26 protein-coding genes are annotated in these 26,963 nt (G+C 68.0%); 15 read left to right on the top strand and 11 right to left on the bottom strand.

The window, feature by feature from the left end:
* The first annotated feature begins 1,535 nt into the window (after nt 1–1,535).
* Nucleotides 1,536–1,853, top strand: a complete 318-nt coding sequence (locus NZH93_RS11630; RefSeq protein WP_259623004.1) for a hypothetical protein — start codon at nt 1,536–1,538, stop codon at nt 1,851–1,853.
* A complete protein-coding gene (locus NZH93_RS11625) occupies nt 1,837–2,133 on the top strand; it encodes a hypothetical protein (RefSeq protein WP_259623003.1) in 297 nt (98 codons plus the stop codon). Before NZH93_RS11630 ends, NZH93_RS11625 begins: the two co-directional genes overlap by 17 nt.
* A 47-nt stretch (nt 2,134–2,180) precedes the next feature.
* Here the strand turns inward: NZH93_RS11625 and NZH93_RS11620 are convergent, their stop codons facing one another.
* Both NZH93_RS11620 and NZH93_RS11615 read right to left on the bottom strand, forming a co-directional pair.
* Complete coding sequence (locus tag NZH93_RS11620) at nt 2,181–2,501, bottom strand: hypothetical protein (RefSeq protein WP_259623002.1); 321 nt, start codon at nt 2,499–2,501, stop codon at nt 2,181–2,183.
* The gene (locus NZH93_RS11615) at nt 2,498–2,809 is read right to left on the bottom strand and encodes a hypothetical protein (protein WP_259623001.1); all 312 of its coding nucleotides are present in this window, start codon (nt 2,807–2,809) and stop codon (nt 2,498–2,500) included. Before NZH93_RS11615 ends, NZH93_RS11620 begins: the two co-directional genes overlap by 4 nt.
* A 370-nt stretch (nt 2,810–3,179) precedes the next feature.
* Here NZH93_RS11615 and NZH93_RS11610 point away from each other — a divergent pair, with 370 nt between their 5' ends.
* From NZH93_RS11610 to NZH93_RS11600, 3 genes are read left to right on the top strand one after another with little or no spacing between them, the layout of a single operon-like run.
* Nucleotides 3,180–3,389, top strand: coding sequence for a hypothetical protein (locus NZH93_RS11610; RefSeq protein ID WP_259623000.1), 210 nt, complete (start codon nt 3,180–3,182; stop codon nt 3,387–3,389).
* Nucleotides 3,389–3,910, top strand: coding sequence for a DUF6879 family protein (locus tag NZH93_RS11605; RefSeq protein WP_259622999.1), 522 nt, complete (start codon nt 3,389–3,391; stop codon nt 3,908–3,910). Before NZH93_RS11610 ends, NZH93_RS11605 begins: the two co-directional genes overlap by 1 nt.
* A gap of 10 nt (nt 3,911–3,920) precedes the next feature.
* Nucleotides 3,921–4,763, top strand: coding sequence for a helix-turn-helix domain-containing protein (locus tag NZH93_RS11600; protein ID WP_259622998.1), 843 nt, complete (start codon nt 3,921–3,923; stop codon nt 4,761–4,763).
* Nucleotides 4,764–4,784: 21 nt separating this feature from the next.
* Here the strand turns inward: NZH93_RS11600 and NZH93_RS11595 are convergent, their stop codons facing one another.
* The 4 genes from NZH93_RS11595 to NZH93_RS11580 form a co-directional block, all read right to left on the bottom strand.
* Nucleotides 4,785–5,546, bottom strand: coding sequence for a hypothetical protein (locus tag NZH93_RS11595; protein WP_259622997.1), 762 nt, complete (start codon nt 5,544–5,546; stop codon nt 4,785–4,787).
* Nucleotides 5,547–6,231: 685 nt separating this feature from the next.
* The gene (locus NZH93_RS11590; RefSeq protein ID WP_259622996.1) at nt 6,232–7,524 is read right to left on the bottom strand and encodes an AAA family ATPase; all 1,293 of its coding nucleotides are present in this window, start codon (nt 7,522–7,524) and stop codon (nt 6,232–6,234) included.
* Complete coding sequence (locus NZH93_RS11585) at nt 7,524–8,495, bottom strand: bifunctional DNA primase/polymerase (RefSeq protein WP_259623149.1); 972 nt, start codon at nt 8,493–8,495, stop codon at nt 7,524–7,526. Before NZH93_RS11585 ends, NZH93_RS11590 begins: the two co-directional genes overlap by 1 nt.
* Before the next feature lie 395 nt (nt 8,496–8,890).
* A complete protein-coding gene (locus tag NZH93_RS11580; protein ID WP_259622995.1) occupies nt 8,891–9,094 on the bottom strand; it encodes a hypothetical protein in 204 nt (67 codons plus the stop codon).
* Nucleotides 9,095–9,561: 467 nt separating this feature from the next.
* On the opposite strand from NZH93_RS11580, the gene NZH93_RS11575 reads away from it, so the two are divergent.
* Complete coding sequence (locus tag NZH93_RS11575) at nt 9,562–10,881, top strand: tyrosine-type recombinase/integrase (RefSeq protein WP_259622994.1); 1,320 nt, start codon at nt 9,562–9,564, stop codon at nt 10,879–10,881.
* Nucleotides 10,882–10,921: 40 nt separating this feature from the next.
* Here NZH93_RS11575 and NZH93_RS11570 read toward each other — a convergent pair whose 3' ends face one another.
* Genes NZH93_RS11570 through NZH93_RS11555 form a run of 4 tightly spaced genes read right to left on the bottom strand, consistent with a single transcriptional unit; the run spans nt 10,922 to nt 13,534 of the window.
* Nucleotides 10,922–11,362 (bottom strand): SRPBCC family protein, encoded by a 441-nt coding sequence (locus NZH93_RS11570; RefSeq protein WP_259622993.1) that lies wholly within the window; start codon nt 11,360–11,362, stop codon nt 10,922–10,924.
* A gap of 25 nt (nt 11,363–11,387) precedes the next feature.
* On the bottom strand, nt 11,388–11,816 hold the full coding sequence (locus NZH93_RS11565; protein ID WP_259622992.1) for a hypothetical protein: 429 nt from the start codon (nt 11,814–11,816) through the stop codon (nt 11,388–11,390).
* Nucleotides 11,817–11,825: 9 nt separating this feature from the next.
* A complete protein-coding gene (locus NZH93_RS11560) occupies nt 11,826–11,990 on the bottom strand; it encodes a hypothetical protein (protein ID WP_259622991.1) in 165 nt (54 codons plus the stop codon).
* Nucleotides 11,991–12,037: 47 nt separating this feature from the next.
* Nucleotides 12,038–13,534: an FAD-dependent oxidoreductase gene (locus tag NZH93_RS11555; protein WP_259622990.1), complete on the bottom strand. Its 1,497-nt coding sequence runs from the start codon at nt 13,532–13,534 to the stop codon at nt 12,038–12,040.
* A gap of 73 nt (nt 13,535–13,607) precedes the next feature.
* On the opposite strand from NZH93_RS11555, the gene NZH93_RS11550 reads away from it, so the two are divergent.
* The 7 genes from NZH93_RS11550 (at nt 13,608) to NZH93_RS11520 (ending at nt 21,779) form a co-directional block, all read left to right on the top strand.
* Complete coding sequence (locus NZH93_RS11550; protein ID WP_259622989.1) at nt 13,608–13,781, top strand: CsbD family protein; 174 nt, start codon at nt 13,608–13,610, stop codon at nt 13,779–13,781.
* Between the two features lie 240 nt (nt 13,782–14,021).
* Nucleotides 14,022–16,862 carry a glycosyltransferase family 2 protein gene (locus NZH93_RS11545; protein WP_259622988.1) on the top strand — a complete coding sequence of 947 codons (2,841 nt, stop codon included), beginning with the start codon at nt 14,022–14,024 and terminating at the stop codon, nt 16,860–16,862.
* A gap of 26 nt (nt 16,863–16,888) precedes the next feature.
* Nucleotides 16,889–17,719, top strand: coding sequence for a DUF4397 domain-containing protein (locus NZH93_RS11540; RefSeq protein ID WP_259622987.1), 831 nt, complete (start codon nt 16,889–16,891; stop codon nt 17,717–17,719).
* Nucleotides 17,716–18,366: a class F sortase gene (locus NZH93_RS11535; protein ID WP_259622986.1), complete on the top strand. Its 651-nt coding sequence runs from the start codon at nt 17,716–17,718 to the stop codon at nt 18,364–18,366. The genes NZH93_RS11540 and NZH93_RS11535 overlap by 4 nt, the downstream gene beginning before the upstream one ends.
* A 70-nt stretch (nt 18,367–18,436) precedes the next feature.
* On the top strand, nt 18,437–18,931 hold the full coding sequence (locus NZH93_RS50630) for a helix-turn-helix transcriptional regulator (RefSeq protein WP_259622985.1): 495 nt from the start codon (nt 18,437–18,439) through the stop codon (nt 18,929–18,931).
* Nucleotides 18,932–19,015: 84 nt separating this feature from the next.
* The gene (locus NZH93_RS11525) at nt 19,016–20,431 is read left to right on the top strand and encodes a M14 family zinc carboxypeptidase (RefSeq protein ID WP_259622984.1); all 1,416 of its coding nucleotides are present in this window, start codon (nt 19,016–19,018) and stop codon (nt 20,429–20,431) included.
* A 316-nt stretch (nt 20,432–20,747) separates the two neighbouring features.
* Nucleotides 20,748–21,779, top strand: a complete 1,032-nt coding sequence (locus NZH93_RS11520; RefSeq protein WP_259622983.1) for a hypothetical protein — start codon at nt 20,748–20,750, stop codon at nt 21,777–21,779.
* A 334-nt stretch (nt 21,780–22,113) separates the two neighbouring features.
* Here the strand turns inward: NZH93_RS11520 and NZH93_RS11515 are convergent, their stop codons facing one another.
* On the bottom strand, nt 22,114–22,683 hold the full coding sequence (locus NZH93_RS11515) for an NUDIX domain-containing protein (RefSeq protein WP_259622982.1): 570 nt from the start codon (nt 22,681–22,683) through the stop codon (nt 22,114–22,116).
* A 490-nt stretch (nt 22,684–23,173) separates the two neighbouring features.
* On the opposite strand from NZH93_RS11515, the gene NZH93_RS50625 reads away from it, so the two are divergent.
* Together NZH93_RS50625 and NZH93_RS11505 are read left to right on the top strand one after the other, a co-directional pair.
* Nucleotides 23,174–24,478, top strand: coding sequence for an aKG-HExxH-type peptide beta-hydroxylase (locus NZH93_RS50625; protein WP_259622981.1), 1,305 nt, complete (start codon nt 23,174–23,176; stop codon nt 24,476–24,478).
* A gap of 224 nt (nt 24,479–24,702) precedes the next feature.
* Entirely contained in the window at nt 24,703–26,946 is a 2,244-nt protein-coding gene (locus NZH93_RS11505) for a VWA domain-containing protein (protein ID WP_259622980.1), read from the top strand.
* The last annotated feature ends 17 nt before the right edge of the window (nt 26,947–26,963 follow it).

Genomic DNA, 26,963 nt, shown 5'->3' with positions numbered 1-26,963 from the left:
GCGTGAACCGATTTCCACGCGGCGATGTGCCCATAAACGCGGCCCTCATCCGTAACGCGAACCTTCACCGGACCCGTGAGCTGCGGATCAGAGAACCATGCTAGGGGCGGCTCTAGGGGTGCTGCACGCGCTACGCGCTCACACCAGGCGCTCCCAGTCCTTGGCAACATCACCTGAGACGCCCCTGCGATCAGAGTAAGTTGCTTGGCCGAGGAATTGGCCGACGCTACTAGTGCGCGGCCAGTGTCAACCTTGGTGCGCAATTCTTTCATCCACTTGTCTTTGCAAAGATTGCACGGACGTCCCAAGAGTGGCATCAAGCCTACGGAGAACTGTGGGATGCGAAGCTTATGGACGCGGGCATGCATCTGTGCACCACCCCAGCGGCAGCAGTTGGGCACAGGTGCACTCGACCCCACGGCGGCTACTACTACCGACTCGCCGAGAACCTCACGCGCAGCCGGAAACACGCGCATAATCTCGGCGGCATGAGCTTGCCTGCCGTTCATAGAAGCAGTCAACGCGTAAGAATCGAGCTGTGGGTCATCAAGCCAGTTCCGAATGCTGCGCGCGAGATACTCCGGAGTGCTCCGGACAGCGCGATCGGCGCGAGCAAAGAGACGGTGAGCCCGAGGGTCATCGTGGTTTCGGAGAGTCATCGGACGGACCTCGTTTCAGCTAGGTGGGATGATCGCCAATCCACCTCGCTCAAGAGGAGGTGGGGAGAACGAGATGAATCAGCGACCATCCCAGTCTGCGTTGCGCTGGCTTATGCAGCCACGGCGCAAGTGTTATACGTGATGTGCGAGATCCGTCGAGCAGGCACACGGTAAAAGCCATCAAAGGTCGTGACCGTCGATTGAACAGGAAAGCCGTAACCCCGCAGGGTGGACATCAAGGTCGGACGGCGGAAGATAACCCAGTCACCACGCCACTCGACCGACTTGGCCTCGAACTGCACGTCAGTCCAACTGTCACGGCTACGAGGGCTGTAGTCCAGTTGAAACGACCCCTGGACACAGTCGTTCTCGCGGTAGACGTCAGGAGGTGATGTAGCGGGGTTCTGCCGTGGCTTCATCCTCGACCACCCCGATCCAACGAGGTCATAGCCAGCATTGCGTGGCCATGCGCCTTAAGTCCGGCGCGTAGGCAGATATTCACGACGGCTGCGTTCGATACGCCTGAGTGAACTGCGATACGGCGAACCTCATCCATGACGGAAGTGTCGATCCGAAAGGCAAACGATTCAGTCGGAACGCTAGCCACGTACCCACCTCCCATGTTTTGGTTTGTTGCCGTTACTGCAACAAATCGAAACAGGCGAGGGGGCGATTGTATATCCCGTTATGGCGAGAGATTAGCCAGCTAGCCGAGTGCGACCGGAAGTGATCCTGACCACCGTGTCGTCCATCTTCGTTCAGGCACGTCTGCGCATGTTCACCCTCATCTGAAATGCGAAAACAGCGCGCTTGCGTCTAGTCAGCCGACCTGCTTCTCTTCGTGTCGCCCCAGTCAACATTGAGCAGGGAGAGAAGATGGAGAAATACGAGCTTCCGTTCAAATTCGTCACACACGCAAAGGGTGCAGTGAACTTGAGAATGTTCGAGCCCTTGCCGGAAGGTAAAACCGCTATGGACCTGATGGAACACTTGAACAAGGCCTTGATTAAAGCCGCGACGAAGTTCATGGGAGGCGGCGAATTTTCTCAGCACATTGTGGCGCTGCACCTGGAGACTGAAGTCATCCACAATGAGAACGACATCGAGCTGGGGTTTTCAGTGAACTGGGGTAAAGCTCGCGGGTCCTCACTCTCCAAAATGCATCAGGAGACGACCGATGGTGAGGATTACTGAAGAAGCCCTAACCGCCATGACCGAGGGTGTACGTCGGTTGGACCCACAGGCAGATGACGAACTGCACTGGCGGGCGGACCTCGTCGGAAGGATCGACGGCGAACCACACCTGCGGTCGTACCACTTCGGACCTGCTGGCTCGAAGGACGAGGCGAAGCGGCTCGCGGTTGAGAAGTTCGGCCACGAGTGGGACCAGACCCCCAGGGTGACCACAGTCGAGCGCTACCGCAACTGGCGCATGTGGGAGTCACAGCCGGAGGGCCGACTAGGCATGGGATAGATCGTCAAGCGCGTCGTTGCCCGGTGGGGTAGCGGCGCGCTTGACGTTCAGCCAGTCAGGCCACTGCCCCACAGCAGCCGGGGTGCGCCGGGAGGAGGCAGCGCCAGCAGCTCGCTGATGACGTCGACCAGGGTGCCGGTCAGTTCCCACACCAGCTCGTGGTTGGGGTTCGTACGGATGCCTAGGACGTCAGTAGCGGACCGGATGCGGATGCCGTCACGCCAGCCCTCGGGCCAGGCGCGGAATCCGTCCAGTTGGGCGCGGCCTTGCTCTTGCGGCAGGAACTGCCAGCCGCCATCACGGATGATCAGCAGGTACTGGATCTCCGGGAAGGCCTGGAGTGCCGCTGCGTCTTCGATGGTGCTCATGCGGCACATCCGGTGTCGGGAGTGGAACCGGGCAGCGTGGACAGGTCGGGGTCGCTGGCCACGCTGCCCGGAGTTGGGGACGAAGACGAAGACGGGTACCGAGGAAGGTTGTCGGCGTCGCATCGGCGGCGCAGCTCCGCGACCGTGATCGACGCGGTGGGATCCGCCACCGGGTCCGGAGCCCGTGTGGTCAGTCGCGCCCTGACCTGGCGCACGGTCTGACGACGGACCCGGTGGCGGTTGTAGTTGGGGCACAGCAACGCGACGGCAAGCAGAAGCAAGGCCGCGGTGACCCAGAACCCGGTCATCAGGTCGACCTGGGTGGGCGTCGATTAGGTGTGACGGGGCCGCACGTCGGGGAAGAAAACGACCCCGTCACGCACCGGCTTCGCTGGGCCTGAACCCGGTTCGCCGCCCAGGTAGGTCCGGTGAGCCGATGCTGTCTGGGGTGGGGCGTCTGAACCCGAAGTGCCAGAACGGCAACCACTGGACCTCCTCGGGTCGAGCTGACTGGGCTGGATGGTCGATCGAGGGCAGCTTGCCTCGATCGCGCCCAACTCTCAAGAATTTCGCGAAATTCGACACTCATACCACTCGATTGGGGTACCAGTGTGGTGAACTTCGTCGTGTTGGATGCAACTTGGGCGCAACGCCACGACCACAACGAGAGGACCGCACGTGAAGATCACGTTCTTGGGGAGCACGTCCACGACCGGCAGTTGCCCGAACCTGTACGAGACCGACCGGGGAACGTACCTGGTCCAGGGGTCGATCGTGACGGACGAGGAAGCGCTGACGGTCATGCGCGAGCGTGGCCTGCCTGATCACGAGACCGTGGTGGAGATTCCCAAGGCTCTGCTGGGTTTCGCACCTGCCGAGGCTGGCTGATGACGGAGCAGGTCACCGGCGACGGCTGGTCTCGACTGCTGCGCGACTTCCGGGTATCGGCCTGGCGCTGGGAGGCCCAGGGGGTCTACCGCGAACCGGTGGAGCAGGAGGCGCTGCGGCAGTTCCTCGCAGGAGACGAGCCGGACCTGTCGTACATGGACGACTGGTTGACAGGAGTACGCGCGTTGGTCGATGCCGGGCGGACGTTCTCCCGAGTGCGAGTGTTGACCGAGCCGTTGACGGACTACCTGCGGTTCGAGCTGGCGGCGACACCACGCAACGTGGCAGCGGGCGAGGACATCAGGGTGATTGCCCAGGGGAGGGCGCGAGAGCTGGAGCTACCCGACCACGACTTCTGGATCTTCGACGACCGGCGTGTAGCGGTCATGCACTTCGCTGAGGATGGGTTCCACCACGCCGAGGTGATCACCGACGCTCCGGCCGTGGCCAAGTTTCGCGAAATTCGCGACCGCGCGTGGAAGGATGCGACCCCGTTCAGTGACTACCTGACCAGCCGATGACGAGGACCGCGTGGCCACCAGCTTTGAGCAGCGTCGAGCCGAGTTCGGCGAGCGTCTGCGGATCATCCGTGAGCAAGCGGGCCTGACCGCGAAGCAGCTTGCGGCCGAGATCGGCTGGAACGCGCCGAAGTTGAGCAAGCTGGAGACTGCGAAGCAGACGGCCAGCCCAGAGGATCTGGAGGCGTGGCTCGCGGTCACGACGCCAGGTGACATCGTGGCGGCCGAGTTGCGCGAGGATCTGGCCGCGATCCGTGAGGCGTACGTGACCTGGAAGGCGCAGGTACGGCTCGGCCATCGGGCACGGCAAGAGGAAGCCGTCCAGGTGGAGCAGGCAGCCACGGTGATTCGTGCCGTGGACGTCGGTGTCGTGCCGGGGTTGTTGCAGACTCCCGAGTACGCCCGGCATGTGTTGCTCGCGTCGGCCGGTCTCCACGGTGGTGGACAGGACATACCGGACGCGGTGCGTTCTCGGATGCGTCGTCAGCAAGTGCTCTACGAACCGGGCCGGACGATCGAGACCCTGATGACCGAGTCGGCGTTGCTTCATCCGATCGCGCCACCGGACGTGATGACCAGCCAGATCCACAGGTTGCTGTCCACGATCGGCCTGCCCAACGTGCGGTTCGGCATCCTTCCGGCTCGGACACGGCTGCCCTATCCACTGGTGCACGGCTTCTGGATCGTGGATCAGCTCGTGATGATCGAGTTCCTGACGGCTGAGGTGCGGGTGTCCGACCCGGAAGAGGTTGCTACGTATGGGAAGTTGGCCGATCGCTTGTGGTCGGTGGCAGCCGAGGGCAACGACGCACGGGAGCTGCTGACGCGCGTCGCTGCCGAGCTGCCTGCCGACTGACCATGGGCTGATGCGTGGCCGTCAACCGATGGCCTGGCTGAATGGGCTGCCGCCCTGCCTCCAAGCACTGGGCATTCCACGTGGTGACCAGCTCCGTCGTGGTCCAGGGGTTGGCGTCTCCTCCACCAGTTCCGCCTCCAGCGGTTCCGGTGTCGACTCTGCTCCGGAAGTTGGCGCCGGACCGTCCCCTTCTGGGTCCGAGTCATCCTCTCGCGTGCTGGTATCCGAAACGGGTTGTCGACTACGGCTAGCGCTGTCGTCGGCCGTCGAGGAGGTCTGAGCGGCCAGCAACTCCAGGCGCTCCGGGGAGACGAGCGTGAACCCGGCCAGTGGCGAGGGCGGTAGCTCCAAGTCAACCGCGGATTCGTTCGCGTCCAGGTGGAGGAGTACGGCGTGCGCGCTCTCGAACGCCCAGGTGCGGGTTCCCTGCAAGTAGTGGACACCGCCTCTTAGGTCGTTCAGTAGGACATCGAGAACACGGCCGATGGCTTCGGCGACGACCTTGCCCTCAAGCTCCACGTTCCGCCGGGTCTGTTCGGCCATCATCTCGTAGGAGCGCGTGTCGATGGCCAGTTTCGCTGCCGTGAGTGCTGCCTTCGAGCTGTCCACGATGCGGTCAAGTTGTTCTGCTGAAACGTCTTCGCCCTCACGTAGGTCAACGCGGGCCTCACGAGCGATGGCGTCCAGGGCGTGCACGTGATCAAGCACGACCTCCCACACTGGACGAGGGTCCGACTTCATCAGCTCGGCGAGTCCCAGGCGCATCATTGCCTTGTCCTTCACTTGTGGTGCCGCGCCACCGTGGATCTCACAGACCAGGGTGCCGGGAATGGCGTGCTTGCCACAGGGCTTCTTGGTTGTTCGTCCATGTGCGCTGCACTTGATGGGCGGGATGGCATTGGGACGTGGTGCCACGGGATCATCCCTTCAAATGGTCCTGAACTAACTGTTTAGGAATAATCCTTTGACCAGCAGTTTTCCGAGCAAACGGAACAAGTTGGGAATGTCGTTGCAGACGATGTCGATACCCAGAGGATTGAGCGAAGTGTGATTTTGTACGGTCTACCTTTAATACGGTAAAAGGCGGAGCGCCACCTGGGGGAGGGTGAGCGCCTGTTTTGACTACTCGGAGCACGTCCATTTGGCATCTCACTCACGCGACTTGAAAAAGTTCAAATGCCCAGAGATTTGAGTGCTGCTTTCAATATTGCCCATCTCTGCTCAACCTAGTTAGAGAACCTTGTTTGAACCTTGTTCTATAGCCAGCCAGCCGTCGAACAAGGTTCGCCGACTGGCTGACCGACCGATTGAACCGTGTTAGCAACCCTTCTAGGGCTAACACGACTGTTTGTCGACTTCAGAACCTTTCCAGGGCCAACCTAGTTGATCTCCAATATCTCTAACACGGTTCCAAACACGGTTGAATCAACCTTGTTTGAACCTTGTTGGAGATCAACTAGGTCGACGGTCAGTCGACGCTTTCGAGCAGCTTCGACAACTGGGCAAACCGACCCTCAGCGTCCACGCAAGGGACAAGTCGTTCAAACGGCAGCGCACGTCCATTCTCCCGCGTCTTCCTGCACTTCTTGAGGTAGAGCACCTTGTCTGCTTTCATGCGCTCGATGGCCTTCTTCCGCTGGGCCTGCGTACCGACCAGGCTGGTATGAGGCTTACGTGCAATGTCCGAAGACGACCAGGCATCGTCGTCAGGGTCATTAGCTGTGGCCTGGATGTACAGCCAGATTGACTCGGCCACTGCCTGCATATCGAAGACTTTGCGCTTCTCTGCTGGAGTGGGTGACTCCTCCGATGTCGCAGGCTCCCCGTATACGAACACCACCGACGTAATGGGGTCGCCATCCTCGTCGACACCGAGAGACACGATGTCGAGATGCCCCTTCCTAGCTATCCCCGACGCATCGTCTCGCTGCTTCTCGATTGTGATCTTGATTTTCCGATCCGCTGCGCTGCCTTCACGCGTCGTGTGCAAACGCGTGTCGACGTAACCATCCAGTGACGTCGAGCCTCGATACCCACCTCCCTTGTTATCGTGATGGATGACCAAGATGGCGGCCTCAGCCTCGTCTCGGATGCGTCCGAGACGTTCCAGCGCGACACCCATTGCTCCGGCCGAGTTCTCGTCTGCTCCGGTGGTCGATGTTGCCCAAGTGTCGAAGATAATCAGCCCATACTTCTCGTTCTTAATCCGCTCAAGGAGAGCATCCACGATCGACTCGCTCCCAGTGAGAGGAACTGACCGAGGATAAAAGTGCATCCATTCAGCCAGTTCCGCAGCCTCAGTGGAATCGGCCGCGTTCCGAGTAAGCCAGGCGTCGCGACGCTTCCAGAGTCGCGACCCGCCCTCGGAGTAGATGTAGAGAACTCGAACGCGTCGCTTGATGCGGAAGCCACACCAAGTCGCGCGGCCAAGAGCAACATGGAATGCCAGGTCGAGCGCAGTGAAAGATTTGCCAACGCCTGGGTCGGAGTGATTCAGCGTGATACCGGGCATATACATGAGGCCCTTGATCAAGCAGTCATCGCTACGAAGCTGATCGACCTCGACCGAGTTGAAAATCCCGGTGTCAAGCCTACTCTTGAAATCCTTAACTTCGGCCAGAGCCTTGGTTTCATTCATCAACTGCGTGGAAGCGTCACGCGTAAGCATCGCCGCAGTGCCCGACGTGACTGCTCTTACGTCAAGCTGCACGTCTCCGAAAGGGGTTGACACTGTGAAGGTGCCGGGCTTCTGCTCGTCCACTAGGAGTACCTCTTCTTCAGGAACCCCTCGACCAGGGTGAGTTGGACCTCAGTGAGTTCAACGGATGACTTGCCTGCCGTCACTTCGTTCTTTGCGCGTTCCCACTTCTCGTTGGCTTTATCCAACTCCCACGGGTCCGATGCATCCGTGTTCGTGAAGAACGAGACGACGGTCCGGAGTAGCGGAATCGCTAGACGGTCTGGAACGTCCAGGGCGCGCAGTGACCGGCTCGCGCGGTACAGCGTGTCGTCTTGGTTATTGAGAACACCACCTGGCGTGAGAGCCAGACCCCAGTCGAATTCCTCCTCAGAGCCTCCCGTCCCTGCACCGTAGTTACCTGGCTGCTTCGCCCTGTAGATCCGCTGAAGGAGGTATCCGGACGCGTAGTCAACACGTTCGAGGTCTCCTTGCCAGCGTCGCCCTACTGACGGAGGGATGTATACAATGGACCCAGGTTCACCGTCACTTCGCCTTCCCTTGATCTCGAACCCAGGCAAGTTCTGAAGCCTGCCCTGACTGAGGGTCTTCACCTTCCCGGCAAGCGGATCGTTCACGTCCTCCAACGGCTGGTGATATACGAAGTGCCGTCCACCACCAGGCGTCTCCTGGACCAGGGTGGGAATCAAGAAATCGGGATCGTTCTCATCCAGGAGCGCAAGTGTCTCCATGCCGCCGTGGCGCTTATCGATGTCCACAACGAAATGATCATCAAGCGACCAACCCCAGTTGGCACGAGGCCACTTCTGGTGCCATCGGGCGACCTGCTCAAAATCACTAGTCGCCCTCACATTGAAGTCGTTTTCACCCTCGCGAACTTCCGCACCGTGCTGCCATTTTACGATTGCGTGTCGACCTCGGTCGTCGCAATCACTTCCCTTTGGGCAACTGCAAGTCCCATCTTCCGCTAGCCAGGCGCACGGAAAGATCCGCCAACCAAGCTCGCAGTAGCGTGCGAGCAGTTGCACTCTCATGTCGTTGTCGAGCGGCTTTGACGTTGTAAAATCGTTCATAGCTGATCGTTCACTTTCCGATGGCCCGGAGTGCACCGACTCCGGGCCATCAACCATTTAACCCGCTAAGGACACTGCTTTCCTGTACTGCGAATCAACCGATCACGAGGCTTCAGCCTCAGCGGTATCCAGTTTCAGCACACGTACGATGTCGGCGGTCGACACAACCCACCGTCGCCCGCTCAACTTTTCGACGTGGACCGGAAAGTCACCACGGTGGACAGCGTGGTTTGCTGCTGACGGGCACCATCCGAAGATTTCCCCCGCGACGGCCACGGTCGTCCATGTCCCTTGCGCAGCTAGTTCGCGTACTTCGTCCGGCGTCCATACGCGACGGGGGTTCTTCCTGCGAGGGCTCACGACTCGTCCTCACTGTCGACCTCAGCGAGCATCTGCTGGCCAGCGGCGATGATCACGTTTGCGCGCAGTCGCTTGTAGTCGCGACGCGCTTTTGCAACCTCTTCGTCGTTCTTGAAGGAGACCGAGTAGGCAATGCGCGCTCGCGCCTGGTTGAGCTCGGTCGGCCCACCCTTAATCTTTATCTCCACCCTAACCTCCATGAAGGAAGTCCATACACGCAAAAGAACCCAGGGGCGGCACTTGAATCTTGCGCCTTGCTCTCCTGGGTTCTTGCGGTACTGCCGTGCGGTAGTGGGTGGATAGATAACCTGGACCGTGCGCGGGACTGCTACTTGCTCCGTTGGTATCAACTATACAGGTTGCCCTGCTGTCGCGCGACAGCCACGGCGGGTGACACAACGCTTGCGGTCGATTACCCTGCGACGTCGAAAGAACGTTCATGAATGAAGGTCAATGAGGATGGATGAAGGTGGACGTATGTGAACAAAATATTCAGGTCGTCATTCCTGGTTAGAATCATTTCAATGTCTCCGATTCTCCAGAGTGACGGGATGAATTAATGCGATCACGCGGTTCGGTGTCGTGGTGGTGCGACTGCCCGGGCAAGAAGGAAGAGTGCACACGACCCAGCGCTCGTAACCATCGGACGTGGTACTACGCCATCCGCTTGGACACGATCGACCGGGACGACGTCCAGGTGAAGCGCGGAGGGTTCGCCACGCAGAACGACGCCACGGCCGTCCTGGAGCACGTTCGCGAGCTGATCGCGGTCGCGGCCGGTGATGACCGCATCCAACGACGCATCGCGTCCACGATCATCGAGCGCTCAAAGCGAGGCGGGACGCTGCCGTCCGTTGATGAGGTCCGCCAGAAGTACGGCGCGGGGCTCGACCCGATCGCGCCGTCGATGACGCTCGGCCAGTGGCTGGACGAGTGGTTGACCACCAAGCGACGTGCCTCGGAGTCCACAGTGGAGTCGTACCGAGACCGGATCGAACTCGTGTGGAAGCCCCACCTGGGAGAGATGCCTCTAGACCGCCTCAGCGGCTCTCACATCGTCGGGGTGCTCGACTGGTTCGAGCGGCGCAACCGGGTGATCCAGGAGGCGATCGAGGCTGGCAAACCGGTACCTCGCGACCCCCTGGACAAGCGGCACTGGCAGCAGATCGTCGGCGCTGAGACTCAGCGGCAGATCGTTGGTGTGCTCGCGATGGCGCTCAACGCGGCGGTCCGTCGACGGCTGCTGACGTTCAACCCACGCGATGAGATCGAGATGCCGAACAAGCCCAAGCCGGACACGGCACGAGTGTGGGCACCAGAGCAGGTCGTGAAGTTTGTGACGGCGACGGTTGATCACCGACTTGGCGCACTGTTCCGGTTGGTGCTGCTCCGTGGTCCACGACGTGGTGAGGCGTGTGGTCTTCAGTGGGCAGACATCGACCTTGAGCGCGGGCAGGTCGAGATCAAGCGCACCATGCGCTTCGCTGGTCCCAAGCGCGGGATCGCTCTAGGTAAGCCGAAGACCGAGTCGAGCAAGCGAACGATCTCCCTCGACAGGGGCACGCTCGACGCTCTCCGCAAGGTCAAGCTCCGGCAGCGACAGGAGCGCCTGGCTGCCGGGGTTGCGTGGAGAGGGCCCAGCAATCCCGAACTCGACTGGGTCTTCGCTGCGCCGGACGGCTTCCCCACTCCCCCGACTACGGTCACTCGGACCTTTATGCGGTTGGCTGCCAAGCACAGCCTGCCGGTGATCCGACTCCACGACGGTCGGCACACGGCGGCGACGCTCGGGTTTGAGGCCGGACTGGACATCAAGCTCGTGAGTGTCCAGTTGGGCCACTCCGGCACAGCCATCACGCAGGATCTCTACACGCACGTGCGGCGCGCCCGTCAGGATGCCGCAGCGGAGACCGTAGAGACGTTCCTGTTCGGAGACAACGGAACAGCGATGGAACAAACGTCGGCAAACCTGCATGGACGTAGGTAGACCTGCCGTTGAGAGCGGCAGGTCTCTGACCAGCTACAACCTACGAAACAGGGAGATTTTCGACCGCTTTGGTCATGGACTCCACGACCTCGTCGCCCAGCTTCTCGAACTCCGATTTCAGGAACGGGTCGGCCACCTTCGCCAAGCCGTGGAACACGATGTGCGCGTGGTAGGTGACCTCGGTGCCGGAGCCCGCGGGCGTCAGCGTGAGGTCGTCGGTGGACGTCGCGGTCTTGTTCTCGCCCACGAACACCAGCCGGTTGGGCTCCATCCGGTCGAGGCGGTAGTCCAGCTCGGTCTCCTTGCCCTTGAACTCGGAGACGTTGTGCCACGTCGACCCGACCTGGACGGGGCCGGAGTCGGTCCGGACGCAGGAGCGCGTGCCGGGGTCCCACTGCTCGGCGTTGGCGAAGTCCTTGAGGTACTCGGCGACCACCCCGACGGGCTTGTCGACGGTGAACCTGCGCTCGACGTTGACCACTTCGTTCTCCTCTGTGCTCGGCGGATCAGTCGGACGGGTCGAGCCGCTGGCCCGGTGCGCCCGCCGTGGTGTTGCGTTCCTTCATCTCGGCCTCGAAGACGTGCCGGGCGCCGTCCAGCAGCTCGTCGCGCACCCGCCGCTCCCAGTCGCGGAACGCCTGGTGGTAGCCGTCGTCGTAGTCCTCGACGAGCTGGAACGTCCACCGGCCCGCCACGACGTTGCGCCCGACCAGGTCCCGTTCCAGCTCGTCGGCGAGAGCGGTGTGCCCCGCGTCGCGCAGCAGGCCCGCCGCCCGGCTCGCCTTGGTGTCGGCGTCGCCGGTGAGCTGGTGGAAGTCGAACAGCCGCCCCCGCGCCCGCTCGGCCGTCTCCAGCGCCTCGGTCAGCGCGCCGACGGCCTCGACGGTGGCGTCGTCCGCCCCTTCGGGCCGCCTGCCCCGCACCTGGTCGACCATGTCCGCCAGTTACCCACGTTCCAGCGGGGCCAACCACCGGGAACCGTCACCCGGTCGGGCGGACCCGCGGTCGCTCAGGAGCGCGTCGAAGCCCTCCCCGTTCGGGCCCATCAGCCGCAACGCGCGCAGCAGGTCCCGCGCACGGCGCTCGTCGAGCGGAATCGATGTGCTCATGTCCCCGGTTACCCGCGCGGCCCGGCGTCCGACCGTGCGCTGGGTCACTACTTCGGCTCGCGGCGCGGCAGGGGCCGGGTGGCCGGGCCTTCGAGCACCGCGCCGTCGACGTCGAACCGCGACCCGTGGCACGGGCAGTCCCAGGTCGTCTCGGCGGCGTTGAACGCCACCAGGCACCCGAGGTGCGTGCAGCGCAGGGAGACCCCGTGCAGCTCCCCGGCCCGGTCCCGGTAGACGCCCATCTTGCCGAGCCCGTCGCGCACGACGTGGGCCTGACCGGCGGGCAGGTCGTCGCTGGACGACGCGTCCGCGGGCTTCACCCGCGCGCCCACCAGGTCCAGCCCCGTGGAGGCGTTCATCCTCAGCAGGTCGGGCAGCGACTTCAGCGACAGCCGGTGCGGGCTGAACACGGACGCCCACGGGTTGGGGGTGCCCGCGACGGCGTCGGCGAGGATCGTCGCGGCGAAGGTGGCCGTGGCCAGCCCCCACTTCATGAACCCGGTCGCCACGAGCAGCCGGTCCGAGCCGGGCAGGTACGGCCCGATCATCGGCAGGTGGTCGTAGGACGTGGGGTCCTGGGCCGACCACCGGTGGGTGATGGCCTCGACGTCCCAGTGCTTCCGCGCGAACGCCTCCAGGTCCTCGTACGGCGACCCGGCCGGGTCGCCCGTCGAGTGGCCCCGACCGCACACGATGAGCTGACCGTCGTAGGCGCTCAGCGACCACGACGGGGAGCCCGCGCTGATCGCGAGCCCGGTGGGCGGCTCGCCGGACGCCAGCGTCGCCGCGACGCAGTAGGAGCGGGTCGTCTCCAGGCGGGCGAAGTACAGGCCCCGGTCGAAGACCGGGTAGTGCGTGGCGACCACGACGCGGCGCGCCGACACCGACCCCTCGCCGGTGTCGACGCGGCAGGGCTCTCCGTCGTGCAGCCGTTCGACGCGGCTGTGCTCGAACACCGCCGAACCGTCGCCGTCCACGGCGGCGGCGAGTCCGAGCAGGTAGCGGACCGGGTGGAGGGCGATCTGGTCGTCCAGCCGCACGGCCGCGTGCACGGGGAACGGCACGTCCAGGTCTGCGTCGGCCGACACCGGCAGACCGGCGGCGCGCGTGGCGGCCAGCTCGTCCTCGACGGCGCCGACCTCCTCCGGTGTGAAGGCGTAGGTGAACGCGGGCGCGTGCCGCAGCCCGCAGTCGATGCCCTCCTCGCGCACCAGCCTGGCCAGGAGCGCGACCCCCGCCTGGCTCGCGTCGGCGTAGGACTTCGCCGTCGGCTCGCCGTGCCTGGAGGAGATCGTCGAGTACACGGTGGACTGGAGGGCCGTCACCTTGGCCGTGTTGTTGCCGGAGGCCCCGGAACCGATCCGATCCGCCTCGACGACGGCGACCGTGAGCCCTTGGCGCTTGAGCAGGAGCGCGGCCGTCAACCCCGCGACGCCCCCGCCGACGACGGCGACGTCGTAGACGTGCTCACCGCGCAAGGTCGGCCGCGCGGGCGCGGGGAGCGACTTGAGCCAGAGGGACTGCTGAGCCGAGGTGGTGTCCACCCCGACCGGATACCCCCGAACGGCGCCGCGACTCCTCGGGTTTGGACCTCCGGGACTCGGGCACCCACCGGACATGGGTACTGACGACAAGATCGACGCCAAGGCCGACGAATTCAAGGGCAAGGCCAAGGAGACCGTGGGCCGCGCCACCGACGACGAGGAGCTGGAGGCCGAAGGTCACGCCGACCAGGCCAAGGGCAACCTCAAGGGCGCTGCCGAGAAGGTCAAGGACGTCTTCAAGAGCTGACGCCGCACACGAGGGCCCGCGTTCGCAGGGAACGCGGGCCCTCGGCGTGTCCGGACCCGGTCCGGTTGCTCCATCCGTGGCGGCACCGCGCGGACGGCTCTACCGGGAGTAGGCCGATCAGCCGTCCGAGCACGGCTTTCTCCGTCAAGCGCATGAGTACATCCGGACGCTCCTGCTGCACAGTGACCTGGTGGAACGCCCGCGCCCACCTCACGTCGACGACCGCTCGCCAGGTCGTCCATGATCGGCGTCCTGCTGGTGGCGCTGCTCGTGCTCGGCCTCACGCCCACCCTCCACGGCGTGATCGCGCTCGTACGCGGCCGGAGGTCGACCGCCGACGCCGTGAGCGGCACGTTCGTCCCCGATCCCGGCTCGGTCGCGGTGCTGATCGCCGCGCACGACGAGGCCGACCGCATCGCCGACACGATCCGGATGGCCGCGCGGCTGGTGCCGCTGGAGAACGTCCACGTGGTGTCGGACGACTCCACCGACCGGACCGCGGACGTGGCCCGCGGCTGCGGCGTCCAGGTCGCCGAGACGGTGGGCAGGCTCGGCCGGGCGGCGGCGGTCGAGAGCGCGGTCCAGGCGTTCCGGCTGGTCGACCGGTTCGAGTTCGTGGTGCCGCTGGACGTGGGGACGGTGCTGGACCCGTACTACCTCGACGCGGTGCTGCCGCTGTTCGCCGACCGGGACGTCGTGGCCGTCGACGGCCGTCTGGACCTCGACCTCCGACCATCGCGGGCCGGGTCGGTCGGCGCGCTGCTGTCCGCGTACCGGGCCAGGAACCACGCGCTGGCCGACGGGCTGCGGCAGGCCCGGCCGACCGGCACGCCGATGGACGTCGGCCCCGGCGTCGGCCGGGTCTTCCGCACGAGCGCGCTGGCGGACGTGAGCCCGGCCGACGACTTCGACACCACCCTGCGGATCCACCGCGAGGGGATCGGCACGGTGGCCTTCTCCCCCACCGCCCGCGCCGCCCCGCCCCAGCCGACCCGGCTGCGTGACCACCTCGCGCAATTCTCCCGGTGGGGCAACGGTTTCTGGCGGGCCGTCCGCCGTCACGGCCCGCGCGGCGCCCTGCCGCGGGTGGTCGACCTCGTGCTCACGTCGCTCGCGCTGGTGCTGGCCCCGGTCGCGATCGTCGTGGCGGCCGTGCCCGGCCTGCTGCCGGTGTCGCCGTGGGCGCTGGCGGCCGCCGTGGTGGTGCCCGACTACCTGCTCACGCTCATCGTCGCCCTCGCGCGGCGCTCACCGTCGTCGTTGCTGCCGGGGTTGCTGTTCCCGGTGCTGCGGGTGCTCGACGCCGCGACCCTGCTGCGCGCCTGGTGGGGCCGCCCGGCTGCGGACGAGTGGCAGCGGTTCGGCGGGACCGCTGAGGAACCCGCCGTCGCCCGGAAGGTCCGGCCCGCTGCCGTGCTCGCCTGGTCCATCCTGGCGGCCTCGGCGGCCGTGGTCGCGGGGCGGGTCGCGCTGACGGTGGGCACGCTGCCCGCGACGCGGATCGAACCGGGCCTGGTCGACGCCACCTACGCGAAGGTGAGCGGGCTCGGCCCTCCCCCGGTGGAGGGCGCGCTGAGGGCCTTCGGGCTCCAGCTCGACGCCTACGCCACGGTGACCGGCGCGTTCACCCGCCAGTCGAGCACGCTGGTCAGCGCCCGCGAGCTGGCCGTGGTCTCGGTGGCCGCGGCGTTGATCGGGCTCATCGTGGTCGCCGCGCTGCTGCGCGTCCGGCCGCTGGTGATGGCGGTGGCCGTGCTGGCGCTCGCGGTCAGCGGTCCGGTGATCACCGTTCTGACGCCCGTCGGCCCCGGCGTGACGGCGGCGGCGTGGACCGCGCTCGCGGCCACCGCCGCGCTGGCCACGGCGAGGCGGGGCGACAGCCGCTGGGTGACGGCGGGGCTGCTCGCCCTGCTCGTCGCGCTGGCGACGGCCCCGCTGCTGGTCGTGCCGATCGGCGTCGGCGGCGCGGTGTGGTTCGCCCTGGCCGACACCAGACCGTTGACCAGGGTCTGGACCTCCGCGCTCACGCTGGGGGTCGCCGTCGGAGCCGCCGTGCTCTGCCTGCGGGGCGGACTGCTGACGGCACCGGACACCGAATCACTCCCGCGGGCCGACCAGCGCGCGCTCCTGCTCGCCGTGGTGGCCGCCGCCGTGCTGGCGGGCCTGCTCGTCGCGTGGCTGCGGCCGGTCGCCGCCGGGGCCGCGACCGGCGCCGTCCTGGTGGCCGTCGCCGCGCCCGGCGCGGACGCCGTGCTGCCCGCGCTGGTGCTGACCGCCGCGACCCTCGTGGCGCTGGTGGTCGACGAGACGATCGGCCGCTTCCCGGCGGCGACGCCCGCGCGGGTCAGGTGGGTGGCGACCTCGCTCGCCTCCGCCGCCGCGCTCACCGGCTCGGCGGTGGGGGTGGTCCTCGCGCCCGAGTCGGGTCGCGCGGTCGACCACGCCGGGCTGGCCGCGTGGATGGCGGAGAACCTCGACGGCGAGACCCGGCTCGCCGCGCCCGCGGGCCTGTGGTCGGACCTGCGGCGCGACCGCGCCAGGGCCGGGCTGCCCGCGGACGCCGTCCGCCAGGCGGCCACCGCCGGACCGGACGACCTGGTCGCCGCCGTCGGTCCCACCTCGCTGTCCGGTGTGGACCTGGCGCGCTTCGGCGACCCGGCGGACCGGGACGGCGTCGTCGTCCTGCTCACCGGCCGCGACACCCCGTACCTCTCGCCGGACGAGCGCGCGGGCGCGGGCGGGCAGTTGGCCGAGAACGCGCGGCTGGACACCACCGACGAGGTCCGGGCGGCGTTGCGCGCCGGGCGGGTCGACCTGCGGGCCATGGTCGTGCTCGCCGAGCTGTGCCGGGAACGCGAGGTGACCGTCGCGTCGACCGGGAAACCCGCGCACGAAACGGGTTCGACGCTGCCGGACCGCACCCTCGTGCTGTCCACACCGGACGCGGGGACCGCCGCGGCGCTGCTCGACTGGTTCGAGGCGCAGCAGCCGCCGTTCGCGCCGGACGAGGTCCGGCAGGTCCCGAACGGGGTGTCCGCCTCCTGGCGGCTGCCCCCTCTGCACGACAGGACGTCGAAGTGATCAGCCTCGCGAAGGGTGGTACGGCCATGGGATCGATCCGATCGGCGCGCCGGGTGTCGGTGGCGGTGGTCGCCGCGGTGGTCGGCCTGCTCGCGGTTCCCCTGCCCGCACAGGCGGTCGGGGGCTGCTACCTGCGGCTCGCGCACCTGTCCCCGGACACCCCGGCCGTGGACGTCACGGTCACCGCGTTCTCCAGACCCGACTGGTCGGTGACGCTCAAGGGCGTCGCCTACGGCGCCCTGTCGGACTACCAGAGGATCGAGACCGGCACCTACTCCGTCGCGATGCGGCCCGCGGGCGCCGACCCGGCGAGCAAGCCGGTCATCTCGGCCACGATCGACGGGGCCGACGGCAAGGCCTACACCGTCGCGGGCCTCGGGAAGTTCGCCGACCTGTCGCTGGCCGTGCTCAACGACGACATCGGCCTGCCGCCCGCGGGCCAGGCGCGGATGCGCGTGGTCAACGCCGCCCCGCTCGCGGGCGACCTGGCGGTGCGCCGGGGCGACGAGTCCGTGGTCGAGCACGCCGTCTTCGGTCGGGCGGGCGACTACGCCCTCGTGCCCGCGGGCAGGACCGTGCTCAAGCTGGCCCCGCAGCAGGGGGCCAACGCCGAGCTGCCGGTCGACCTGCAAGCGGGTTCGGTCTACAGCGTGCTCGTGCTGGAGAAGGACGGCGTGCTCTCCGCGACCGCCCGGCAGGACGCCAAGGGTGCGGAGGTGGTGCCCACCGGCGGCATCGAGGCCGGTCTCGGCGGGGCGCAGGACGGCCTCGCACCGCCGCACCTCGCCCTGCTGGCGGTCGCCGCCGCGGCGGGCGGGGCACTCGTGCTGGCGGTGCGCCGCCGACGGACGGGATGACCGGCAGGCACCGACGGAGCGGATCACCGCGCCACGACCTGCGCCGCACGATCGGCGTGGTGGGCGCGGTGGTCCTCGCCGCGTCCGCCGTCGCGGTCTTCCGGTTCGCCGGTGACCAGCGGATCGCGGGCGTCGCCACGGCCGCCGTGCTCCCCCGGCCCGCCCCGACCTGGTCCACCGACCCGGTCGAGCCGGGCTCCGCCGGGGTCGCCAGGCCGACCAGGGTGCGGATCCCGGCCATCGGCGTCGACAACCCCGTCGTGGACGTCGGGGTCGACGGTACGGGCGCGCTCGTGCCGCCCAGCGGCCCGGACGACATCGGCTGGTTCACCGGCGGTTCGGCGCCGGGCGGCATCGGGTCGGCCCTGCTGGCGGGCCACATCGACGGACGGGGTGGCCCGGCCGTGTTCTTCCGGCTCACCGAACTCCACCCCGGCGACGAGGTCGTCGTCGACCGCGCGGACGGCACCACCGTGACGTTCCTGGTGGACTCCACGACGAGGGTCGCGAAGACCGCGTTCCCGACGGAGCTGGTCTACGCGCCGCTGCCGACACCGCTGCTGCGGCTGGTCACCTGCGGCGGCTCGCTCGACACCGCGGCGCACAGCTACCGCGACAACGTCATCGTCGAGGCCTCGCCGAGGTGAAACGCGGACGGCGTTCACGTCGATTACCCGTGTGATGCCACGCGGCGAGGACTAGCGGTCGGGGGACGTCGTGCAACGCTCATCGGATCGACGACGGGGGCCGGGCAGGCGCGCCGAGGACCAGCGGCGCGCGGAGGTCGCGCTGCTGCTCGAACAGGACCTCACCGCCGTCTCGGACCTGGTCGGGGCCATCCGGGCCGACCCGGCGCTGCCCGAGGAGACCACCCGCCGCCTGAGCGCCGTGGACCGCGAGCTGTCCCGGATCATCCAGGTGACCCGCGAGGCCGCGCCCGCGCTCAGCCGCGAGGCCGCCGACGCCCACCAGTTGGCCTCCCACCTGACCCGCCGCGAGTGGCAGTGCCTCGACCTGCTGGTCAAGGGCCTGTCCACCGACGCCATGGCCGACGCGCTGACCGTCTCCACCACCACGGTCCGCACCCACGTCCAGGCGCTGCTCGCCAAGCTCGGCGTCCACTCCCGCCTCCAGGCGGTGGCACTGACCACCCGCACGGCCCTGCTCGCCTCGGCCCCCCGCACCGGCGTCGATCGCCGCGACGGGCGCTAGCGGGTTCGGCCGTTCGCCGAAGTCAGGGGTTCCCGATCGGTCGTCCTCGCGAAATCGCGGGCGTCCGTGAGCGACACTCGGTGGATGCGTGCGCACCAGCGGACCGCACAGTGGCTGATCGCCGTGGTGGTGACGGCCTGCGCCTGCACGCCCGCGCCACCACCGGGGGACACCGGGCCGACGGTCGACGCCTCAGCCGCCGCGCAGGCCCTCGACCAGCACAAACACTCCTCCGCGACCGCCTCGAAACTCCCCGGTGGGCGGACGGCGTACCGCACCTACGCCGAGGTGGGCGGCGACCTGGCCGAGTTGGCGTCGGCACGACCGGACGTCGTCGAGCGGATCTCCCTGCCGCACCGGACCCTCCAGGGCCTGGACGTCGTCGGCGTGGAGATCACCCACGACGTCACCGCGCCCGACCGCAAGCCCGTGCTGCTCGTCACCGGCGCCCACCACGGCGACGAGTGGGCCACGGTCGAGGTGGCCGTGGAGTTCGCCACCGACCTGGCCCAGCGGGACGGCCGCGACCGGCGCGTCACGGCGCTGCTGGACCGGGTCCGCGTCATCGTCGTCCCGGTGGTCAACCCGGACGGCTTCCAGCTCTCCAGGGCGGGCACGGTGCCGGACAAGCGCCGCAACTGCCGGGTGGCCGACCCCGCGACGCGGTCGTGCGCCACCAGCCCGAGGACCGGCGTGGACCTCAACCGCAACTACGGCGTCGACTGGGGCGGCGTGGGCGCGAGCGCCGACGAGGCGACCGAGGACTACCGGGGCGGCGCCCCGTTCTCCGAACCGGAGACCCGCAACGTCCGCGACCTGGTGGCAGGCCACCAGGTCACCGTCTTCACCAGCCTGCACAGCCACGCGGCGATGGTCCTGCGCCCACCGGGCCAGGACGCGACGCCGGACACCGCGGACGAGGCGGCCTACGCGGCCGTCGGGCAGACCCTCGCGGACGCCAACGGCTACCGGAACTCCCGGTCGCGCGACCTGTACGAGAACAGCGGCACGGCCGTGGAGTGGTTCCACCACACCACGGGCGGGTTCGGCTTCGACGTGGAACTCGCGGGCGACCGGCGGCACGCCACCTTCCAGGAAGGCGTGATCGACGACTACCTGGGCACCAGGGCGCAGGGCGTCCGCGAAACCCTCGTCCGCGCGGTGGAGGCGGCGGCGAACCGCGAGCACCACTCGGTGCTGGTGGGGACGTCCCCACCGGGCGCGGTGCTGACCCTGCGGAAGACCGTGACGCAGCGAACCGCGGCGGGAACCCCGTTCACCGACGACCTGCGCACGACGACGACGTCGCCGGGCGCGTTCGAGTGGGACGTGAACCCCTCGACGCGCGGCACCCACGAGGGCACCACGGCTCAGGAGTCCTGGACACTCGACTGCGCGCGGGGCGACGGCACCGTCCTCCAGTCCCAGCAGGTCACGATCGGCCGGGGCGACCGGGCCGAGGTCGACCTCGCGGAGTGCGCCCGGCGCTGGCCCGCGTAGCCGCCCGACCAGCCGGGAGCGGGCTCCCGGACCGCACTAGTGCGGCCCATGATCTGAATCAATCTCACGTTCGAACCGCTCCCACCGCGCTCCCGTTGACCCCTACGGCGACGTGCTGATTCCCGTCGGAAGTACAGGTGGCGTGGAATCAACCAGTGTAACGATCGGAGTCTGGCGGGAGTGCGAGTCGTAACAATGGCCAACGGCGATTCGATGGCACCATCGGGACGCACAATCACAACGAGCAGAGGGAAAACGTTCTCACCGCAGGTCGCAGGTGAATCATGATTTCGTACGCTGTTTGCCCGGAGGGCCGATGACCGCCACATCCACGTCGCTGATGAACGAGTTGCGAGCGCTGTGCCGTGGCCAGGGAGTGCAGGCGCCCGGAATTGACCGGCAGGTCGGACCCGCGCTGCGCGAGGTGTGCGGCATCGTCCCGTCCGACGGCCCCGAGATGATCCGCGTCAAACTCGGCCGCTGGGTGACCGACATCGTCGACCAGTTCCCGACCGAGCTGCGGCTGGCCGTGCTCGCGCCACTCGGGCTGCACGAGGAGGCCCAGTCGCGGTTCCTCAACGACCGGGTCGACTGGCTCGCCAAGCTCCAGGACCGCGGGCACCGGACCATCCGCCGCCGGGTCGAGGCGGGGCTGACCCGGCTCGTGGAGGCCGCGCTGGAACGGGTCGTCCCGGCCGAGGCCCCGGATCCGGAGAACGGGTGGCGGCTGGTCGAGTTCGACGCGCTGCTGCGCCTGGACGGCGAGACGCCGACGTGCACCGAGCGCCGCACGATCCGGGCCGAGCGCGACGGCGTGGACGAGGTGGTGTGGTCGATCAGCCTGCCCCCGGCGTCCGAGAGCGGTGTGCCCGGCGACCTGGACGTGCAGGTCCTGCACGGTGTGGAGCTGATCTCCGCGGAGCGGCCGTCGCCGCGGCGGTTCCTGATGCGGTTGCGGCTGCCGCGTGCGTTGCGGGCCGGGCAGACCCACCAGTACTCGTTGGAGGTGCGGGTGCCCAGGGGTCAGCCGATGCGGCCGACGTACGTGTTCTGGCCCGAGCGCGGGTGCGACCTGTTCCGTCTGGTGGCGCGGTTCCCCCTGGACGACCCGCCCGCCGCGCTGTGGCGGGTGGACGGCGCGTTCCACCGCGATCTCGACGACCAGGCCGAGGGGGGCGACCTGCTGGAGGTCAACGGGATCGGTGAGGTGGAGGTGTCGTTCCCGCACCCGCGACCCGCTCACGGTTACGGGATCCAGTGGCGTCCCCGGACGCGGGACTGGCCCGGCGCCCCTGCCCCCCGCGCGGCTCCCGATCGGAGCGGCGCGGAGAGCATGGCACGGGACTAGAGGACGACGGTGGAAGCGGTAGCGATGAAGTGCGGCTCCATGACAACTCCTCCTTTCCCCTTTCGGAGAACCGCACGAACCGACAGTCGCCCCAGCGGAAGAAGGCATGCCGAATAGACGTGGGAAAGCGGCTTTTTTTCCGCCGACCATTCGATTGCTCACCCGCTGGCTGAAACCCGATTTCGGGGATCCGCCGGCCCGGCTGTTGTTCTCGCCGATGGGACAACAATGGGCCGGCAGCGGAGCCGTGAGAATGGGTTTCCTGTTTCCGGAATGAGCGGGAAACAGGAAACGGCGCCGACCAGGCGTTCAGCCCGGCGCGACGCCCGCGGAATCAGGAGCCCGTGCGGCGCAGCGCCTCGGCGAGCACGGCGTGACCGCTGCCCGCGTGCGGCAGCCTCCCCAGGCGCACCAGGTCGACCACCTCGCGGAAGGGCACGCGGCGCATCCGCGGCGTGCGGCGGCGGAGCCGGTCGCCCGCCGTCACGCCGTCCGCGCGGAACAGGTGCTCCACGTGGTCGCAGACCAGGTCCGCCCCGTGGACCCGCCCGATCCTGGTCCACACCGACGCGCGCAACCCCGTGCTGTCGGCGAGTTCCCGGCGCGCCGCGGCGGCCGGGTCGTCGTCCGCGGCCGTGACCGGACCTCCGGGCAGGCGCCACTCGGTGCCGCCGTGCGTGTACACCCACTGGCGGGTGAGGACCACGCGGTCCTGGTCGTCGACGGCCAGGACGGTGACCGAGGCGGGCACCACGACGTGGGTGCAGGCCTCGTGGCCGCCGTCCGGCCCGACGACCTCGTCCTGCCTGACCTGGAACGCGGGTGAGGAATGCACCACCACGGACGACAAGCGCTGCCACGCCGCCACGGCGTCGATGGGTTCACTGGGGAGTTCCGCTGTCATGAGATCAATCGAACCACCGCGGAGTTCGGGAAAAGTTCGCGGAAAACGGCCAATAGATAGACAGCGCGCGAAGGGCCCGAAGTCCGCGTGAACGCCCGCGCCGACCACCGGTCGACACGGTGGTCTGCGCGTCGCGACGCAATCGGACCCCCTCTGGTCGGGCCGGTCGATTCGGTACGCCGCCACCCGGCGGAACGGCTTCTCCACCGACCACCCGCCACTCGGGATCCGGCGCCACGGGACGGTCCGCGCATGCCAAAAACACGCCAAAGGGCGGACATCCGGTCGTCGCGGCCGTCGCCCGTGGAATTCTGACCCCACGAGTTCAGCAAGCCGGACGCGCACTTCGGTCGGAGACGAGCGAGCTGACTTCCTCGCGCTGTGAGGGGTGCGCGAGGAAGCCGGCCCGACTCCGCACGGCGTGGCCCGGCCACCATCGGGGGGTGCCACCGGACCACGAGGACACCAACCACCACGGGAGCGGATCACGGTGAACACCCGCCACGCCGTCGCCGTAGTCGACCGCCTGCGCGCCCGCCTCGACCTGCCGGACACCGGGTCCTGGTCCGACGACCACCTGACCGCGTTCCTGCGCTACGAGGACGACCCGGCCGTCCACCGCGGCTTGCGCGAAGCCGTGTACCGCAGGCGCCTGGCCCTGGTCGCCGACCTGCTGCCCGCCCACCTCGACGCGGCGGCCCCCATCGTCCGGCACGACGTCCTCACCCTGCTCGACCTGCTGGCCGACGCGCCCCGCACGCTCCTCCAGGACGTGCTCTCGCAGCCCGGCGTCGAGCCGTGGCTGACCGGCCACCCGACCGAGATCTCGGCGGCGGGCCTCGGCGGCCTGCTCGCCGCCGCCCAGTCCGGCCGGACCGAACCGGTCGTGCCGTGGTCCGGTGTGGTGGCCCCGCTGCACCTGGGCAGGCTCGTCGTGGACGGCGCCATCGGCACCGTCGCGGTCGCCGAGGACGGCACCACGCGGATCACCACCGGCGGCGGCACCGTGGAGTTCGACCCGCTGCTCATGCTCAGGGAAACACCGCGGCCGATGATTTCCGGGACCACCCTCTCCTTCGTCCTGCCCCAGACCCGGCACAGCGGATTCGTGCTCGACGGATTCGACACCCGCCTCGCGGACGGCCCTCTCCCGATCGAACGACTCTCTTCCGGACTTCCCCGCGCGCGAAGGTGGGTGGAGGTCGTCGATTCCGGTTCCTGCCTGCTCTCGTTCCTCGATCCCGCCGCCGGGAACCAGGTCGACCGCACCTTGCGGATCCTGATTCCCCACCACCAGCCGGACGGCCGGAAGTTCGGTTTGCCGGAACGCGAGATGGTCAGTTCGACGGCGGAGGCGACCGTCGGCGCGTTCGGCATCAGCCTGGGCGACGAGAACCCGCTGCGGATCGCCGAGGCACTGGTCCGCGAACACGCCAGGACCAGGCTGCGGACCCTCCTGTGGGAACGCCCCATGCACGGACCGGACCGGCGGCGCTACGACACCCCGTGGCGCCGCGACCCCGGCCACATCAGCGACCTCGTTCCGGGAATCGCGGCGTTCACGCTGGTCAGCGCGTTCTACCGCACCGTGCGGACCACCGTGCTCACCCACCGCTGGTCGCCCGACCGCCTCGGGACCGAGGCACCCGGCGAAGCGGACCTCTCCCGCGCCACGGCGCGCGCCACCGCCGAGGTGCTGCACGGGATCGGCCAGGCCCTCGCCGCCGACGAACTCCTGCCGTTCGGCAGGAGGTTCCTGTCGATGGCGCGCGAGGTGGTTTCCGAATCCCGCTAGGAACGCGTCCCCCGAAGCGTGTCGCGCGGTCGCCGGAAGACGTGTCCGTGTTATGGACAAATCCATTCCGTCGAATAATGACCACTATTTGACCGGTGTTTGACCATCGAAATGCCACCTCGTAACAGCATCATGGCGAAGGTCGATGTGCTGATTGATCGGTGCCACGTCGGACGGCACCGACTTCCTGCGCCAAGTTCGCAAGCAAATACGGAGGTGGCTCTTTGGCCACGCCATCTTTTCCCGTAGTCCCGCGGCGCGCGAGAGCGACGTGGAAAGCGCGTCTCCTCGCACTGACCGCGATCGGTCTGCTGCTGCCGATCACCGCCACACCCCCGTCCTCCGCCCGGCGGCAGGCGCAGGCGCCCGTCGAGATCAAGCCCGCTCACATCGTGGTGCTGGTGGACGAGTCGGGCAGCATCTCGCCGGAGGACATGGCCCGCGAGAAGGAGGCGGCCGGGCTCATCGCCCAAGCGGAGTTCTCCCCGAAGTCGACCGTGGCGGTCGTGGGGTTCGGCAGCGACAGCGGCGGGGTGTCGCCGGTGGACGCCGTGTGCCCGCCGACGACGGTCTCGACCAGCGCCGAGCGCCAGCGGCTCAGCACCTGCGTCGACCAGTTGAGGATCCGCGAGAAGGACCGGGGCGACGGGACCGACCACGCGCAGGCGCTGGCGCAGGCCCTCACCTACCTGTCCGGGGACCAGGCCGACGAGCCGAAGATCATCTTCCTGCTGACCGACGGCAAGCTCGACGTCGGCGACAGCGAGCGCTACGGGAGCGGCAAGACCCCCGACCAGCGCAACAGCGCCGCGCACGACGTGATCGTCGACGGCCTCGTCACCGCGCGGAACGCCAAGGTCCAGGTGTGGCCGCTCGGGTTCGGCGCGGTCGACGCCAAGGCGCTGGACGAGTTCGCCGCCGGTGGCCACCAGGGCTCCTGCGGACCGGGCACGCCGACGCCGAAGTCCACCGTCGTCACCAGCTCGGCGGACGTCAAGCGAGCCATCTTCGAGTCCTACAGCTCGGCCCGCTGCGCCGGCATCGGCCCGATCAACGAGCAGCAGCTCACCTCCGGCGGGTCGGTCGAGGCGAAGGTCGACATCCCGGACATCGCCACCGACGGCTCGATCATCGTGATCAAGCACGACCCCAGGGTCGGGGTGGAGTTCATCGCGCCGGGGACCTCGGAGGCCTCCCCCAAGGCGGGCAGCGCCGACGGGTCGACCTACGAGGGCAGCGGGCAGAGCGGCCCCGTCGAGGCGCTGCGCATCGTCGACCCCAAGCCCGGCACCTGGACCGTGCGGATCACCTCGGCCGCGGGAGTGCCCGCGCAGAACGTCAGCACCGCGGTCACCTGGCAGGGCGCCGTGCAGGCGATCGTCCAACCCGGTTCGTCCACGCTCAGCGCGGGCCAACCGGTCACCGTCTCGGTGCGGCTGCGCACCCGGCGCGGCCCGGTCACCAACACGGCCGTCCTGCGCACCCTCAGCTTCACCGCGGAGGTCAAGGGTGCCGGGCCCGCCGAGTCGATCGGGCTGTCCGACAACGGCCAGTCCCCCGACCCGACCGCCGACGACGGCACGTATACCGGACGCGTGACGCTGCCTGCGGACGCGACCGGGCAGATCACGTTCACCGGGCACGTCACCGGGATCGGCATCAGCGGGGACCACCCGACGGCCAGCGCGACCGTCGCGAAGGGACCGCCCGCGGTGCTGGCGGGCGCGACGCTGCCGACCATCACGGACACGGTGGCCCCCGGCGGGACCGTCACCGCGCACCTGGACGTCACGAACAACTCCGGGGGTCCCAGGAAGGTCCGCGTGCAACTGGACCAGGACAGCGGATCGCTGATCACGGTCGACGACGCGGTGCGCGAGGTGCCCGTGGGCAACAGCGGCTTCGACGTCGACCTGCGGATGGGCGACGGGGCCGCGGAGGGCGCGGTCACCGCCCAGCTCAAGCTCGTCGACGACGCCGACCCGTCGGTCGTCTACCAGAGCTTCCCCTTCACCACGACGGTGGCGAAGCCCTTCCCCTGGTGGATCGTGATCGCGGGCGCCGCGCTGCTGGCGCTGGTCGGCGGGGTCGCGCACCTGGTCGCGACCAGACGTCGCGCCGCCGACCTGCGGGGGCTGCGGATCACCGTGGGGAACGGGGCGGGTTCCGGTTTCCTGCCCGCTCCCGCCTCCTCCACGAAGGTGATCACCTTCGTCGTCGAGGTGAGCGCGGGCGGCGTGCCGTCGATCCGGCCCGCCGAGCGCGGGGACCCGGACCTGCGCAGGCTCACCCGGTCCAAGCGGGGGCTGCGCGTCACGTCCCCGTACGGCGACTCCCCGCCGTTCCACCTCGACCAGCCGCACGACATCGGCGAGGGCCTGACCCTCACGGTGACCGACGAGACGCGCCCCCCGGACGAGCACGAACCAGCGTCCGCGTACGCCGCGTGGACCGACTCGGACCTCTGACCACGCCGCCGGAAGGA

The sequence above is a fragment of the Umezawaea endophytica genome, assembly GCF_025061645.1.
Taxonomy (GTDB): Bacteria; Actinomycetota; Actinomycetes; order Mycobacteriales; family Pseudonocardiaceae; genus Umezawaea; species Umezawaea endophytica.
The sequence above is the reverse complement of the archived record's forward strand: the minus strand, read 5'-3'. Positions and strand labels throughout refer to the sequence as shown.